General features: G+C 58.1%; 15 protein-coding genes. 11 read left to right on the plus strand and 4 right to left on the minus strand.

What is annotated here, in order from left to right:
• Window positions 1-5: 5 nt before the first annotated feature.
• Window positions 6-1,256, minus strand: a complete 1,251-nt coding sequence (locus ACR3EP_RS04000; protein WP_170348499.1) for a sarcosine oxidase subunit beta family protein — start codon at window positions 1,254-1,256, stop codon at window positions 6-8.
• A gap of 84 nt (window positions 1,257-1,340) precedes the next feature.
• Entirely contained in the window at window positions 1,341-2,198 is an 858-nt protein-coding gene (locus ACR3EP_RS04005) for a LysR family transcriptional regulator (protein ID WP_480636444.1), read from the minus strand.
• A gap of 107 nt (window positions 2,199-2,305) precedes the next feature.
• Here ACR3EP_RS04005 and ACR3EP_RS04010 point away from each other — a divergent pair, with 107 nt between their 5' ends.
• From ACR3EP_RS04010 to ACR3EP_RS04035, 6 genes are read left to right on the plus strand one after another with little or no spacing between them, the layout of a single operon-like run.
• Window positions 2,306-2,905 (plus strand): amino acid synthesis family protein, encoded by a 600-nt coding sequence (locus tag ACR3EP_RS04010; RefSeq protein ID WP_480636446.1) that lies wholly within the window; start codon window positions 2,306-2,308, stop codon window positions 2,903-2,905.
• Window positions 2,877-3,656: an alpha/beta fold hydrolase gene (locus tag ACR3EP_RS04015; RefSeq protein WP_480636447.1), complete on the plus strand. Its 780-nt coding sequence runs from the start codon at window positions 2,877-2,879 to the stop codon at window positions 3,654-3,656. Before ACR3EP_RS04010 ends, ACR3EP_RS04015 begins: the two co-directional genes overlap by 29 nt.
• Complete coding sequence (locus ACR3EP_RS04020; protein WP_480636449.1) at window positions 3,653-4,561, plus strand: flavin reductase family protein; 909 nt, start codon at window positions 3,653-3,655, stop codon at window positions 4,559-4,561. The genes ACR3EP_RS04015 and ACR3EP_RS04020 overlap by 4 nt, the downstream gene beginning before the upstream one ends.
• Before the next feature lie 12 nt (window positions 4,562-4,573).
• Window positions 4,574-5,608, plus strand: coding sequence for an LLM class flavin-dependent oxidoreductase (locus ACR3EP_RS04025; RefSeq protein ID WP_170358165.1), 1,035 nt, complete (start codon window positions 4,574-4,576; stop codon window positions 5,606-5,608).
• 8 nt (window positions 5,609-5,616) lie between these two features.
• Window positions 5,617-7,095 carry an aldehyde dehydrogenase gene (locus ACR3EP_RS04030; protein WP_480636450.1) on the plus strand — a complete coding sequence of 493 codons (1,479 nt, stop codon included), beginning with the start codon at window positions 5,617-5,619 and terminating at the stop codon, window positions 7,093-7,095.
• Between the two features lie 29 nt (window positions 7,096-7,124).
• Entirely contained in the window at window positions 7,125-7,991 is an 867-nt protein-coding gene (locus ACR3EP_RS04035) for an urea carboxylase-associated family protein (RefSeq protein ID WP_170577516.1), read from the plus strand.
• On the opposite strand, the gene argE is transcribed toward ACR3EP_RS04035, so the two are convergent.
• Entirely contained in the window at window positions 7,988-9,145 is a 1,158-nt protein-coding gene (argE, locus tag ACR3EP_RS04040) for an acetylornithine deacetylase (protein WP_480638994.1), read from the minus strand. The genes ACR3EP_RS04035 and argE overlap by 4 nt on opposite strands.
• Window positions 9,142-10,326: a M24 family metallopeptidase gene (locus tag ACR3EP_RS04045; protein WP_480636452.1), complete on the minus strand. Its 1,185-nt coding sequence runs from the start codon at window positions 10,324-10,326 to the stop codon at window positions 9,142-9,144. The genes argE and ACR3EP_RS04045 overlap by 4 nt, the downstream gene beginning before the upstream one ends.
• 85 nt (window positions 10,327-10,411) lie before the next feature.
• Here ACR3EP_RS04045 and ACR3EP_RS04050 point away from each other — a divergent pair, with 85 nt between their 5' ends.
• The 5 genes from ACR3EP_RS04050 (at window position 10,412) to ACR3EP_RS04070 (ending at window position 15,750) form a co-directional block, all read left to right on the plus strand.
• Window positions 10,412-11,455 (plus strand): pyridoxal-phosphate dependent enzyme, encoded by a 1,044-nt coding sequence (locus tag ACR3EP_RS04050; RefSeq protein ID WP_170358175.1) that lies wholly within the window; start codon window positions 10,412-10,414, stop codon window positions 11,453-11,455.
• Window positions 11,452-12,597, plus strand: a complete 1,146-nt coding sequence (locus ACR3EP_RS04055; protein WP_480636454.1) for a M24 family metallopeptidase — start codon at window positions 11,452-11,454, stop codon at window positions 12,595-12,597. The genes ACR3EP_RS04050 and ACR3EP_RS04055 overlap by 4 nt, the downstream gene beginning before the upstream one ends.
• Window positions 12,594-13,304, plus strand: coding sequence for a maleate cis-trans isomerase family protein (locus tag ACR3EP_RS04060; protein ID WP_170513693.1), 711 nt, complete (start codon window positions 12,594-12,596; stop codon window positions 13,302-13,304). The genes ACR3EP_RS04055 and ACR3EP_RS04060 overlap by 4 nt, the downstream gene beginning before the upstream one ends.
• Before the next feature lie 146 nt (window positions 13,305-13,450).
• Entirely contained in the window at window positions 13,451-14,542 is a 1,092-nt protein-coding gene (locus ACR3EP_RS04065; RefSeq protein ID WP_170348510.1) for an ABC transporter ATP-binding protein, read from the plus strand.
• Between the two features lie 110 nt (window positions 14,543-14,652).
• Window positions 14,653-15,750, plus strand: coding sequence for an ABC transporter substrate-binding protein (locus ACR3EP_RS04070; protein ID WP_170348511.1), 1,098 nt, complete (start codon window positions 14,653-14,655; stop codon window positions 15,748-15,750).
• Window positions 15,751-15,815: the final 65 nt, after the last annotated feature.

Here is a 15,815-nt window from a genome sequence, read left to right on the forward strand (position 1 = left end):
TCCCCTCAGTGCAGATTGGGCTGGTTGCCCACGCCTTTTTCGTCGATCATCCGGCCTGTCTGGAACCGGTCGAGGCGGTAGGCGGTGGCGACCGGGTGCGGCTCGTCCTTCGCCAAAAGATGCGCAAAGCAATGGCCTGAGGCCGGGGTTGCCTTGAACCCGCCGTAACACCAACCGCCGTTGAAATAGAGCCCCTCGACCGGGGTACGGTCGATGATGGGCGAGCCATCCATCGACATGTCCATCACACCGCCCCACATTCGCAACAGGCGGGCGCGGCCGATCATGGGCATCAGGGCCACGCCGCCTTCACAAACATCCTCGACCACGGGCAAGTTGCCGCGTTGGGCATAGGTGTTATAGCCGTCGATATCACCGCCAAAGACCAGCCCTCCCTTATCGGATTGGCTGACATAGAAATGGCCCGCGCCAAAGGTGATGACACTGGGCAGAACTGGTTTCAGACCCTCGGACACAAACGCCTGCAAAACGTGGCTCTCGATGGGCAATCGCATTCCGGCCATTCCCATCACGCGGCCGGAACTGCCCGCAACCGCACAGCCCACTTTGTTCGCGCCGATGAAGCCCTTAGTCGTTTCAACGCCCAGGCATTTGCCATTCTCAATCCGCAGGCCTGTGACCTCGCAATTCTGGATGATGTCGACGCCGTGCAGGTCAGCCGATCGCGCAAACCCCCATGCCACCGCGTCATGACGAGCAGTACCCGCGCGGCGCTGAACCAAGCCGCCTTTGATCGGAAAGCGGGCATCGTCGAAATTCAGATAGGGATGTTCCTTACGAACCTGATCAGCGTCCAACAGTTCAGCGTCCGCACCGTTCAGGATCATCGCATTGCCGCGCCGCGTATAAGCATCTCGCTGACCGTCGGTGTGGAACAGGTTGATGATCCCGCGCTGGCTCATCATCGCGTTGTAGTTCAGGTCCTGTTCAAGCCCTTCCCACAGCTTCATTGAGAACTCGTAGAACGGTTCATTCCCGTCCAGCATATAGTTCGAGCGCACAATCGTCGTGTTCCGCCCCACATTGCCGCCGCCGATCCAACCTTTTTCGACCACCGCCACATTGCGCTGACCATAGACCTTGGACAGGTAGTGCGCTGTTGCCAGCCCATGACCACCACCGCCGATGACGATGATGTCGTAATGCGCCTTGGGTTCGGGCTCACGCCAGACCGGTTTCCACCCTTTGTGGCCGGTGAGCGCCTCTTTGATGACTCGGAAGCCGGAATATCGCATGAATCGGACCTTTTTCGCCAGAATTCACTAAAATAAGGCCTGTGGATATCCTCAGATGCGACATCCACTTGTTTGAATCAGACGTTAAATGCGACTTACCTCAGGTAGTGCGCCGGAAAACCACTCCAGAAATGCGTCTACCTCGGGCGAGCGGCGTTGGGCCGCCAGAAAATACCCTTCGGTTGCGGGGGCCGAGGCTTCGGTGGCACGTATGACCTGACCGGTGCGCAATGCGTGTTCCGCGACCAAAGCGTTGACCAAAGCCACCCCGTTTCCAGTGGTGGCGAGTTGTAGAGCGAGACCGTAAGAATCCACGTAGAAGGTGGGGATTGGGATTGTGTACCCAGTTGCCTCGGACCAGGACGACCAATTGCCGGATGTGCCGACCGCCTCGATCAACGGCAGGTCCGGCAAGTCGCCGTCCAACTGGGGAGATTTCACCGCGATCAAGTCATTGGGCAACAGTTCGGTTGCGTCCCGACCCACCTGTTTTGCAGATCCGAACCGTATTTCGATGTCCGCGCGAGAGGCCGAGTATTCGTCCGGCCAGATCGTGCTGACAAAACGGACGGATGTGTCCGGGTTTCGCGACCGGAATTGCGGCAATGCGGGGGATATCACCCATTCCAGCACGCTGACCGACGCCGCAACGGTAAGGTGACGCGCGCGTTCCTCGGCCAGATACGGTGACGCCGCCGAGTGCAGCATCTCCAGCGCGGCTTCGACCTGTGGCAGCAGCTTGCGGCCCTCGTCGGTCAACGACAGGCCGCGCGCGTGGCGGTGAAACAACACCACACCCAACCGCGTTTCCAGCGATCTGATTTGTTGGCTGACGGCGGATTGCGTCAGGCCGATCTCGTCAGCGGCTGCGGTGGAACTGAGCCGTCGTGCGGCGGCTTCGAACGATCTGAACCACGTGAGCGGGGGCAGGGTTTTGGGCATTTGTAACCTACATATTAGAGTCACTAATACCTAAGACCAAAGTTCTTTCGTTTGTCAAAGCAGCCCCTGGCCGAGGATAGTTTGCCAATCAATCAAAGGGGGCGTTTGTGCAGCCAAATATTCGAAAAATCGTGACCTACGACGAAGAGGTTCTGGTTGAAGGGTTTCGCAAGGCAGACCTCCCATGGCGGATGTTCGCGGTGGCGGCTGTGGTCACCAACCCGTGGGCCGGACGCTATGTCGAGGACCTGAGGCCTGAGATTCTGAGCTTTGCCCCTGTTTTAGGTGAGGAACTGACCGGACGAATGATTGCGTTGGCTGGCAGCGGCGATGCAATCGAAGCCTATGGTAAGGCGGCTGTTGTCGGGCTGGACGGAGAGGTCGAGCATGCCTCGGGCCTGATCCACACGCTGCATTTCGGTAATCATTTCCGGCAGGCGGTTGGGGCGAAATCCTACCTGTCTTTCACCAATACCCGAGGGCCAGCCAACGCACCGATCATGGTGCCTTTGATGGACAAGAACGATGCCGGTCGCCGGTCGCATTATCTGACGCTGCAATTCGCCATTCCCGACGCACCGCGTGCTGATGAGGTTGTGATTGTGCTGGGCGGCGCGACGACGGGGCGTCCGCACCATCGGATTGGGGATCGTTATCAGGACTTGAAGGATTTGGGTCATGACGTGGACAACCCGGCCTCGGTCTAAGTTCGACGATCTTGCCGCGATTGACGTGGGCGAGGGGCCTCTGGTCGTGCTGTTGCACGGTGTCGGTCTGCGGGCCGAAGCGTGGGGCGGGCAGATCGAGCCTTTGGTTTCTGCTGGGTATCGCGTGGTTTGCCCGGACATACTGGGTCACGGGGAAACGGCTTTTGCCGCGCCAAGTGGACTGAATAGCTACGCCGCGCCGATTGCCGCGTTGTTGAACGAGCCTGCGGTGCTGATCGGGCATTCGATGGGTGCGCTGATTGCGACGCAAATAACGGCCTCGGACAATCGAAATGTCAAAGGGGTTGTGGCTCTGAACGCCATTTACAAAAGGTCAGACGCGGCCCGACAAGCGGTCTTGTCGCGGGCTCAAGCGCTTGATGCGCAGCAACCGAACGACGCCTCGGTCACTCTGCGCCGGTGGTTTGCAGAGAGTGCATCAGCGGAACGCGATGCCTGCGCGCGATGGCTGCAAGAGGTCGATCCACGCGCCTATAAGGCGGCCTATACGGTCTTTGCCGAAAGCGACGGCCCGACCGAAGCGCAGTTGGCTGCGGTTACATGTCCGGCCATGTTTGTGACCGGCGCGGATGAGCCGAACTCGACCCCCGTTATGTCGCTACAGATGGCCAGCCTTGCACCAAAGGGGCGGGCAGAGATCATCCCCGGTGCAGCACACATGATGCCGATGACCCATGCGGCGCAGATCAACGCCACGCTGTTGCCCTTTGTTCAGGAGTGCCTGACATGACCACGTTGGACCCACGCGCCCTGCGCGATGCCTTTGGCAGCTTCATGACCGGCGTGACAGTGGTGACCACCCGCGATGAAAATGGCGTGCCGGTTGGATTCACGGCAAACTCGTTTTCCTCGGTGTCTCTAGACCCGCCGCTGCTGCTGGTGTGCCCAGGCAAGTTCCTGTCCAGCTATGAAGTGTTCACCGATTGCCGTCATTTCGCCGTCAACATTCTGGCTGAAGGTCAGCAAGAGGTTTCGAACACTTTTGCAGGGTATAAAGGCGACCGGTTCGCGAAAATTCCCCATCATAACGGCGAGCATGACTTGCCGCTGATTGACGGAGCGGTAGCGCAGTTTTGTTGCGAAACCCATCAGGCCATTCCGGCAGGCGATCATACCATCCTGATGGGCCGTGTGCTTGAATTCTCACACGTTGCGGGCGACGGATTGGGCTATGTGGGCGGATCGTATTTCAGCCTGGGTCTTGAGGCCGAGATGGACGCCAAAGTCCCGACGGTTTGCGGTGCGATTATTACAGCTGGCGACCAAGTGCTTCTGGAATGCCATGGCGCTGCGTTTCGCCCGGTTCAAGTCTCGGGTGCTGAGACTGGTGGTCAACGGAACAGGCTGGCGCAGGGTTTGTCGGAACGCGGTATCCATGCGCGGATCGAACAGGTCTATTCGTCGTTCAATGACGCCGAGACCAAGCTGCAATATACGTTTTTCCTGGCGTCAGCAGATCAGCCCTGCGCATCTGCGAATGCCCAGTGGGTACCGGTTGCGAACCTGCCCAACCTGACCTTCGCCACCCAAGGCATTCACCACATGATGACCCGCTTTGCACGCGAGGTTCAGACCGGGGATTTCGCCTTGTATCTGGGCGACGCCGAACGCGGCGACATTCACAGTTTTCGCTAAAGGAGCCGATTGATGGAGTTTTCGCTGTTTGCCCATATGGAACGCCTGACGCCGGATCAGCCGCATGACGTTCTGTATGACGAGTTCGTTAGTCTGGTGAAAATGGCCGATGAGGGCGGCATGCGCGCGGTTTGGACGGGCGAGCATCATGGCATGGAATTCACCATTGCGCCGAATCCGTTCCTGTCTCTGGTCGATCTAGCGCATCATACAAAGAATGTGCGCCTTGGCACGGGTACGGTGGTCGCGCCATTTTGGCATCCGATCAAGCTGGCCGGTGAGGCCGCAGCGGCAGATCAGATCACCAAGGGCCGGATCGAATTGGGCATTGCACGCGGGGCCTATTCCTTTGAATACGAGCGTCTGATGCCCGAGATGGACGCTTGGGAAGCCGGTCAAAGGATGCGAGAGTCTACGCCACTATTGCCGCAAATTTGGCGAGGGGACTGCGCGCATGATGGTGAGTTCTACACCTTCCCGGCCACGACTTCGGCCCCGAAACCGTTGCAGGATGGTGGCCCGCCTATATGGATCGCCGCTCGAGACCCAAACAGCCACGAATTTGGCGTCCATAACGGATTCAACATTCAGGTCACGCCGCTGTGGCAGGGGATGGAGGAGATCGAAACACTGATGGGTCGGTTCAACGATGCCTGCGATAGCTATGCAGGACCGCGACCCAAGATTATGTTGCTGCATCACACTTATGTCGGCAAGGATGACGATGACGTGGCGCAGGGCATTCAGGATTTGCGGCGCTACTATAACTATTTCGGTGCGTGGTTCCTGAATAAACGACCAATCCAGCAGGGCTTGATCGAACCGATCACGCAGGCCGAAATGGACGCCAACCCGATGTATACCACCGAAAAGCTGGGCCGCGATCTGACCGTAGGAACCACGCAGCAGGTGATTGACCGGATCAAACGGTACGAGGATCTGGGATATGATGAGTTTTCGTTCTGGGTCGACAGCGGCATGACCAACGAACGTAAACGCGCCTCTCTGGCGCGGTTCATCGACGACGTTATGCCAGCTTTTCAGTGAGGACCACCATGGGAAATCTTCCGCATTTTCAACTGTTCATTGATGGCAAATGGTCCGAAGGGTCAAACGCACAGGTCATGACATCAGAAAACCCAGCGACGGGGCAGGGATGGGCCACGTTCGCTTGTGCCTCGGCCGCGGATGTCGATCGCGCAGTTGCGGCTGCCAAACGCGTTTTGGACGATCCGGCGTGGCGGGATATGACGCAGACTGCGCGAGGCAAGCTGTTGTACCGGCTGGCCGATCTGGTGGCCGAACATGCGACTAAGTTGGGTGAACTGGAGACGACCGATAGCGGCAAGCTGCTGGCGGAAACTTCGGCACAAACGGGTTATGTAGCGGACTACTACCGCTATTTCGCGGGTCTGGCGGATAAGGTCGAAGGAACGGTTCTGCCTATTGACAAGCCCGACATGCACGTCTTTACGACCCGCGAACCTATCGGAGTTGTTGCTGCCATCGTGCCATGGAACGCGCAGATGTTCCTGACGGCGACCAAATTGGGTCCGGCACTGGCGGCGGGGTGCTCGGTCGTTTTGAAGGCTTCAGAAATTGCGCCTGCGCCGATGCTGGAGTTTGCGCGGTTGATTGAACAGGCCGGGTTTCCACCCGGTGTCGTCTCGGTCATCACGGGTGACGCTGAAAACTGCGCCATTCCGCTGACCCGCCACCCGGATATTGACCGTATTGCCTTTACGGGTGGGCCAGAGACTGCGCGGCATGTGGTGCGCAACTCGGCCGAGAACTTTGCTGTCACCTCGTTGGAACTGGGGGGCAAATCCCCTATTCTGGTGTTTGAAGATGCCGATCTGGATGGCGCGGCCAATGGTCTGATCGCCGGAAACTTTGGCGCCTCGGGGCAGAGTTGCGTAGCAGGAACACGAGGTTTGGTGCATCGATCCATTCTGGAACCGCTGATCAAACGGATTGAGCAAAAGGCCAGCGGCATCCGGCTGGGCGACCCGCTGCAGGCGGAAACGCATGTGGGGCCGCTCTGCACCGCAACACAGGTGCGACGGATCGAGGAAACGCTGGCCAAAGCGCGCGGGCAGGGCGCGACGGTCCGCTTTGGGGGCGAGATCGCGGATCGACCGGGGAACTACATGAAGCCAACACTGGTTCAGTGCGCCTCGGCTGATACAGAAACGCTAAAGGTCGAAATGTTCGGGCCAGTGATGTCTCTGTTGCCGTTTGATACCGAGGATGAAGCGATCGCGCTGGCGAACAGCACAGCTTATGGGCTGGGGTCAGGCGTGTTCACGCAGAATCTCGCGCGGGCGCATCGGGTGTCGAAACGGATCAGGGCGGGGATTTGCTGGGTGAATACATACCGAGCGATCTCACCGATTGCGCCTTTTGGCGGGTTCAACCAATCGGGCTATGGGCGCGAGGCCGGGGTTGAGGCAATATTGGATTACACCAGAACCAAAACAACCTGGATCAACACCGCGCAAGAGCCGATGGCGAACCCGTTCATTATGCGCTAAGCCTGTGCAAAAGCATGGGGAGAGCGTTGATGAAACTGGTAAACCCGAACTTCGCGGCACCAACGGATGCAGATGACCGCAAGGCCATCCAACCGGTCATTTGCTACCCGCCCGAGACGTTGACACAACCGGACCTGACCGCGTTGGCCAAACTGCGGCAAGGGGCCAGCAAAACGGCCGAGGCTATCGCAGCCCCACGTGATGCGACCTGTATCGACGTGCCCGCCGGGGCGTTTGTTCGGGTCTTGTCTGTTGATGGTCCGCAGGTCGGCGACCTGAACATGTGGAACAAGCACGACCTGTCCGAACGGTTCTATTCCGGCAAAACCCGCGCTCTGCACGGCACCCATCTGTCGACCGGGGATCGCATGTGGTCGAGCTTTCCCAACATGCGCCCTATGGCGACTGTCGTCGATGATACTCTGGATTGGTACGGGTTCGACGCGTTCGGCGGCTCGGTTCATGACGTAATCGGCACGCGCTGCGATCCCTATACGGGGCGGTTGTTGTCCGGCGACGATTACCATTATTGCTGCCATTCCAACCTGACCCGTGCGCTGGCCAGCCATTGCAACCTGCCGCTGCACGAGGCCGAGATGCTGGTGCATGACGTCCTGAACGTGTTCATGTGTACCGGGTTCACCCGAGACACCGGGCAGTATTTCATGAAAGCAAGCCCGGTGCGCCCCGGCGACTATCTTGAGTTCTACGCCGAGATCGACTTGATCGTCGGTCTTTCGGCCTGTCCCGGAGGGGATTGTTCGTCGGAGCATTCGTCGGACGCTGCCGCCTGCTATCCGCTGGTGATGGAGGTCTATGATCCGGGCGAGGATGCGCGCGCCGCGCATGTGCAACCCGCGCGCTCGGCCTATAACCGCACACACGGAGCTGGTTAAGCGATCAGGCGGCGGCCCAGGCGATTCAGCATTCGGCAGCACAGATCAAGCTGCTCGATCTCGACATACTCGTCCGCCTTGTGCGCTTGGGTGATCGAGCCCGGCCCGCAGACAATGGCATGTACGCCCAGTTGTTGGAACAGGCCGGCCTCGGTGGCGAAGGCGACGACGCCAGTGCCATTGGCGCCGGTCAGTTCGGCCACCAATTCGCGCGCGGCGTTTTCGTCCATGGGTTCAAGCCCTTCGACCTCGGCCACGGCTTCTTGCGTGATGCTCGCGTCGGGGTGGACGGCCTGCATTTCGGGCAACAAGCTGTGCTTGACGTAATCTGATAGGGTGCTTCTGACCAGTTCGGCGTCGCTGGATTGAACGGGGCGCATTTCCCACGCGACCTCGGCTTTGCTGGCGATGACATTATGGGCAACACCGCCCGAGATGCGCCCGACATTGACCGTGGTCCAGGGCGGTTCAAACGGGCTGCCCTTTGGCGTGCGCGATTTCAAGATATGACGCAGCTCCAGTAGTTTGCCGATATAGCGCGCCGCGTATTCAGCCGCATTGACGCCGTCATCAGGGGCCGAACTATGCCCTTCAAGCCCAACGAAACTGGTGGTGTATTCGAAGCAGCCCTTGTGCCCTTCGATCACGCGCATCTCGGTTGGTTCGCCGATGATGGCGATGTCCGGTACGATGCCGCGTTCGGATAGGTCACTGACAAGGTTCTGCGCGCCCAGACAGCCGGTTTCTTCGTCATAGGTAAAGGCGAAATGCAGCGGTTGGGTCAGTTTGCTTACGTCCAAGGTCTCGGCAAAGGCCAATGCGGCGGCGATAAACCCTTTCATGTCACAGGTGCCGCGACCGTAGAGTTTGCCGTCCCTTTCGGTCATCTCAAACGGGTTCGTTGTCCAGTCCTGATCGGCCACCGGAACCACATCCGTATGGCCTGACAGCAAAATGCCACCCGCCATTTCCGGCCCGAGCGTGGCAAAGACATTGGCCTTTTTGCCCGTTGCATCCCGCGTTTCGATACAGCGCGCGCCCAAAGCTTCAAGGCGTTCGGTTAAATAGCGGATGATCTCAAGGTTGCTGTCAGCGGATACCGTTTCGAAGGCGATCAGGTCCGCAAGGATTTCCTTGGTTCTTAGCAGGGTCATGGCTTTACGAACAGTTTTCGGGGCCGGTTGCAAAAGCACTCCGCGGCTCCGGTTCCGGTGATCAGGATCGACTCTGTGATCTCAAGCCCCCAGTCGCCCATCCAAAGACCGGGCATGAAGTGGAAGGTCATGCCGGGTTCCAGAACGGTCTCATCCTCGGGGCGCAAAGAGATTGTGCGCTCGCCCCAATCCGGCGGATAGCTGAGGCCAATCGGATAGCCGCACCGCGCACCGCGTTCGATCCCGGCGCGTTCCAATGGGGCAGCCAGAGCCAGTGCAATATCCCGCGCCTGATTGCCCGCGCGGGCAGCGTCCAGCCCGGCCTCTAGCCCTTCGACCAACGCCGCTTCGGCTCGCAACAGATAGTCGGGTGGTTGACCCAGAAAAACTGAGCGGCAGAAAGGCGTGTGGTAGCGGCGGTAACAGCCAGAGAGTTCAAAGAATGTGCATTCGCCGGATTTGAACGGCGCACCATCCCATGTCAGATGCGGGGCGGCAGCATCCGAGCCGGAAGGCAACAGCGGCACGATGGCGGCATAGTCCCCCCAATCCTCGCCCACACCCAGGATCGCATCGTGGTAAATCTGCGCGACCAGTTCGTTCTTACGTAGGCCGGGCTCGATCCGGTCAAGCACACCGTCGATAACATGTTCCGAGATCCGCGCGGCCTTGCGCATCAGGGCAATTTCTTCATCCGATTTCACCGCACGTTGCCAATTCACCAGCCCATTCGCGTCGGCCAGTTCGGCCTGCGGCAGTTCGGCCATCAAGGTCAGATGCGCCTTGGCCGAGTAATAGTAGTTGTCCAATTCGACACCGATCCGACCCGCTGCCAGTCCACTGTCCCGGATCAAAGCCGCAAGGTCCTGCATCGGGTGGCGGACGGTCGATTGCACATAGTGATCCGCGTATCCGCGAATCTGATCGTCTTTCATCCAGACCGTGCGCCGCGCGCCGTTGGCGTCCTGATTGCGGCCCCACCAAATCGGGTCACCGTCATGCAGAACCAATACGCCCTGATGCACGTAGAATGACCAACCCTCATATCCCGTCAGCCATGTCATATTAGACGGGTCTTCAATGAACAGCCCATCCAGACCAGCTGCTGCCATGGCAGCACGCGTCTTTGCCAGCCGACGATCATACTCAGATGGGCTGAATGCCGGATTGGCATGGGCCATGGGACGCTCCTGTGGTGACCGAGTTTTGTTGACAGAACTTGACGAATCCGATCACGTCAATGGGCAACTCAGGAAAGACGCTCAATTGAAAATCACATCCAACCCTCATCGCGGCGGCCAAAAACTGATCGAGGCCGCGCCGTACCCTTCGACCAATGTCGCGCGCGCGTCAGAATTGATCGCACGCTGCCTGTCGGACAAAGAAACGCCTCTGACCGAAGTGAAGGGGTTGGCCGATGTCGCACACCTGTGGGCAAAGGATGAACGTGGTCGGATGGATCTGGGGTCGTTCAAAGCCTTGGGTGCGGCTTATGTCATCGCGCGCCACGCGGCGGATATCGCGGAAAACCCGGACGCCTCGACACTGGCGGGTCGGACCTATGTCACCGCCAGCGCAGGCAATCACGGCCTAAGCGTCGCGTCCGGTGCGAGCCGTTTCGGGGCCAATTCTGTCGTCTATATCGCAGACACCGTACCCGAAAGCTTTGCCGAACGCCTGCGCGCGCAGGGTGCTGATGTTGTGCGCGAGGGCGTGGACTATGCCGCCAGCATGGAGGCCGCAAGTAAAGCAGCGCAGGATAACGGATGGATATTGCTGTCGGACAGTTCGTGGGAGGGGTATTACGAACTGCCGCATACTCTGATGGAGGGGTACCTGCAGATGGCCGCCGAAGCTGTGCGCCAATGCCCGCAAGTGCCGACACATATCATGTTGCAGGCCGGTGTTGGTGGTTTGGCCGGAGCGGCCGCAGCCTATATGAGGACGGCTTGGGGGCAAGAACCTCAGATCATCGTTGTCGAACCCGATGCAGCTCCGGCCTTGCAAGCCAGTATTGAGGCTGGCGCCTGCGTGTTCGCCGATGGTCCGGACAGCGTCATGGGGCGTCTCGATTGCAAGGAACCGTCTCTGATTGCCTTGAACGGATTGGCCAGGGATGCCGACAGTTTCCTGACCCTGACCGATGAGCAGGTGACTGAACATCTTCCCGCAATGGCCGATGCTGGCATCGCTACAACGGCTTCGGGCGGGGCGGGGGTTGCCGCCGTGATGAATGCGGATGCGCGGGCGGGTCTGGGCATCGAACCAAATGCTCGTGTTCTGTGCATTATCTCAGAGATTGCCGAATGAGGGGCTTTGAAGCGTCCGAATTCCAGTCGCGGACCGAGCGTGCGCAACATCGGATGGCGCAAGAGGGGCTGTCGGCGCTGTTGCTGACCACAGAACCCGAGGTTCGCTATTTTACAGGGTATCTGACCCGGTTTTGGGAAAGCCCGACGCGCCCGTGGTACCTGATCGTGCCTGCAACTGGCAAACCGATCGCCGTCATCCCATCGATCGGGGTGGCATTGATGGCGACAACCTGGATCGAAGACATTCGCACCTGGAGCGCGCCGGACTTGACCGACGATGGTGTTAGCCTGCTGGCCGACGCTTTGTTCGAAATCTGCCCTGCAGATGCGGTAATCGGTCTGCCGGACGGTCACGAAACCCATGTTCGCATGCCTTTGACCGATCTTAACAGGTTGCAGGAAAGGTTGGGTTCCCGTCGTCTGGTCAGCGACGGAGGTATTCTCCGTGCGTTGCGAATGGTGAAATCCGAGGCAGAGATCGCCAAGATCGAAACCGCCTGCGCAATCGGGGGCAGGGCCTTTCAACGCGTGCCCGAGATCGCCGGAGAAGATGTTGCTTTGGACGAGGTGTTCCGCCGTTTTCAGATGCTGTGCCTTGAGGAAGGCGCGGATTGGGTGCCGTATCTGGCTGGCGGGGCCGAGCAGGGCGGGTATGCCGACGTGATCTCTCCAGCCCGTCCAACCGCATTGGTGTCGGGGGATGTTTTAATGTTGGACACAGGCTTGGTGTGGGACGGGTATTTTTGCGATTACGACCGCAATTGGTCGGTCGGGCAGACGTCGGCGCAAGTGCGCGACGCTTATGCCACGTTGATCGAAGCATCAGATGCGGGGTTTGAAGCGGCACGCCCAGGCGCAACTGCAGCTGATCTGTTCCAAGCAATGAACGCGATCTTGTCCCGAAACAGCGAAGACACCGGTGCAGGGAGGTTGGGACATGGCCTTGGCATGTCGTTGACGGAATGGCCTTCTCTGATCCCATCGGATCACACGGTATTGGAACCCGGGATGGTCCTGACATTAGAGCCAGGCATCGCCGTGGGCGATAAAATACTGGTCCACGAAGAAAATATCGTCATCACGCAAGACGCACCGCGCTTTATCAGCCCAAGAGTCGGTCCGGAGTTGCCCCAGATATGAGCTATCTTCCCTATACGTTGGATGCGGATGATCCAGCTGCCTCACCAATGGGCCTGATCGTTTTGCAAACGGATGAGACCATTGAGCCAGAGTTCAATGCCTATTTCGCCGATCGAACCTATCCGATCTATGTCTCGCGTATTCCAAGCGGAACTGAAGTTACGACCGATACCTTGGCGCAAATGGAAAAGGCTTTGCCCGCAGCGGCGGATTTGCTGCCGAAAATTCGCCCCTACAAGGTGGTTGGATATGGATGCACATCCGCCAGTTCCGTCATCGGATCCGAACAGGTCGAGCGTATGGTGCAAGAGACCTGCAATACTGCCGTGGTCACCAACCCTTTGCGTGCCGCATCTGCCTGCGCGGCGCATTTGGGAGTCTCAAAATTCGCGCTGCTGTCGCCATATATACAAGATGTGAACGAACCATTACGTCGGGCATTCGCCGAAAACGGGGTTTCAATGGATGTTTTCGGCTCGTTCGGAGAGGCTGAAGAATCGAAAGTTGTGCGCATTTCGCGGCGCTCTGTGGTTGATGCAGCGCTCAAGCTTGGTGCTGATTCTTCGGTTGAAGCTATTTTTCTAAGCTGCACAAATCTAAGAACTTTTGATGCGATCCGTGAGATTCAGGAGCGGCTAGGAAAGCCGGTTTTGTCCAGCAATCAAAGCCTTGCGTGGCACATGCGGGAACTGAATTCGCATCATTGAAGGGGTGACCGTATCCAAAATTGTAGTGCTTCAAATATATTTTTGGTTGCACGGCGCGCCCTGCATGTCCTTAAATGTCCCCAATGGTCTTTGAGATCCGGATAAACCGGGCAACCAACAGACCGCACAGGGAGCCAAGTCGGTATATGTCCAATGACGCTGCGTTCGTCGAGTTTCAACGTGTCCAGAAGTCTTATGATGGTGAAATACTCGTTGTAAAAGATCTAAACCTCTCGTTACCAAAAGGTGAGTTTCTGACAATGTTGGGCCCGTCAGGGTCTGGCAAGACAACTTGCCTGATGATGTTGGCAGGGTTTGAAACCGCCACACATGGCGAGATCATGTTGGACGGGAAACCGATCAACAATATTCCCCCGCATAAACGTGGCATCGGGATGGTGTTCCAGAACTATGCCCTGTTTCCGCACATGACCGTGGCCGAAAACCTGTCCTTTCCTTTGGAAGTGCGGAAAATGGGCAAGGATCAGCGCGAGGAAAAGGTCAAGCGCGCGCTGGATATGGTTCAGATGGGGGCCTTTGGCAGCCGCCGCCCGGCGCAGCTTTCGGGTGGTCAGCAACAGCGTATCGCCTTGGCGCGGGCGCTGGTCTTCGAACCCGAACTGGTGCTGATGGACGAACCGCTGGGCGCGCTGGACAAACAGCTGCGCGAACATATGCAGTTTGAAATCACCCGACTGGCGCATGAGCTTGGAATCACCACGGTCTATGTAACACACGACCAGACCGAAGCGTTGACGATGTCGGACCGTGTCGCAGTGTTCGACGATGGGCGCATTCAGCAATTGGCCCCACCCGATCTTCTGTACGAAGAACCCGAAAATAGCTTCGTTGCGCAGTTTATTGGCGAAAACAATACGTTGGAAGGCGTTGTTAAATCCATCGACGGCGATTCATGCGTGGTGGCTTTGGACGATGGGTCTGAGATTGACGCCAAACCGGTAAACGTCCACAACCCGGGAGATCGGACCAAGGTTTCCATCCGCCCCGAACGGGTCGAGTTCAACAAAGATCGTCTGCACGCCGATGCGCATACGCTGAAGGCAACGGTCAAAGAATTCATCTATATGGGTGACGTGTTCCGCTTCCGCCTGTCTGTTGCGGGGAACGACGATTTCATCATCAAAACCCGAAACGCCCCGGATGCGGTAAAACTGCAACCGGGCCAAGAGGTTGAAATCGGCTGGCTGGCCCATGATTGCCGGGCGCTTGACGCCTGAGCAAGGAAATACCCGCGCGCTCTGCCCGGACGCGCGGGATATCAGATGATCAGGCACCCCGTGACCTGATCTGAAAAGCTAAAATTAACGGGAATAACAGGGAGTTAACAATGAAAGTTACCAAAACCACTCTATTGGCGAGTGCGGTTGCCGCAATTGCTGGTGGCGCTATGGCCGAAGAGATGACAATCGTCTCGTGGGGCGGCGCGTATTCCAAATCGCAGTTGAAAGCGTATCACGAGCCCTATTCGGAAAAGACTGGTGTCACCATTCTGAATGATGACAGCTCGCCCGAAGGTGTTGCCAAGCTGCGCGCTATGAACGAAGCGGGCAACGTCACGTGGGACGTTGTCGATCTTGAAGCCGCTGACAATATTCGTGCCTGCGACGAAGGCCTGATTATTGAAATCGACCCAGACGTGCATCTGGCCCCTGCGCCCGATGGGACACCTGCGTCTGAGGACTTTGGTGATCAACTTGTCTCACCTTGCTATATTCCGACGATCGTATACTCGACAACCTTCGGCTATCGCACCGATATGGTGCCGGAAGGTGTAGAGCCTCCGACCGGAGCGTGCGATGTATTCGACCTTGAGAAGTATCCAGGCAAACGCGCACTCAACAAACGCCCAATCGCCAATATGGAATGGGCCCTGCTTTGTGATGGCGTAGCTTACGAAGACGTATACGACACGCTTGAAACTGAAGAGGGTGTTGAACGTGCGTTGGCCAAGCTGGACACGATCAAGGATCAGACGATCTGGTGGTCGGCCGCCGCCGAGCCGGTTCAGCTTTTGGCTGATGGCGAGATCTTTATGGGGTCCACCTATAATGGCCGTCTGTTCTCGATGATTGTCGAGCAGAATCAGCCTGTTGGCATGGCTTGGGACTGGCAGATGTTTGATCTGGACGGCTGGGCGATCCCGGCTGGTCTGAGCCCTGAGCGTGAGGCACGGGCCTTGGATTACATCCGGTTCTCGTCCGATACACAGCGTCTGGCGGATCAGGCAAAATACATCTCGTATGGTCCGGCACGTAAATCCTCGGCGCCTCTGGTCGATAAGCATGCCGATCTGGGTATCGACATGGCACCGCACATGCCGACCGATCCGCGTAACGCGAAGAACACCTTTGTGAACAACTACGAATGGTGGGCTGACTACCGCGATGATCTGGATGCACGTTTCCAGGCCTGGCTGTCGCAGTAACCTTTCAAGTTCAAAAAACCAGTCAGGGGGCGGCACGCTGCCCCTTGACCCATAAAACCAAGGGG

It is taken from the genome of Ruegeria sp. BB10 (genome assembly GCF_056535725.1).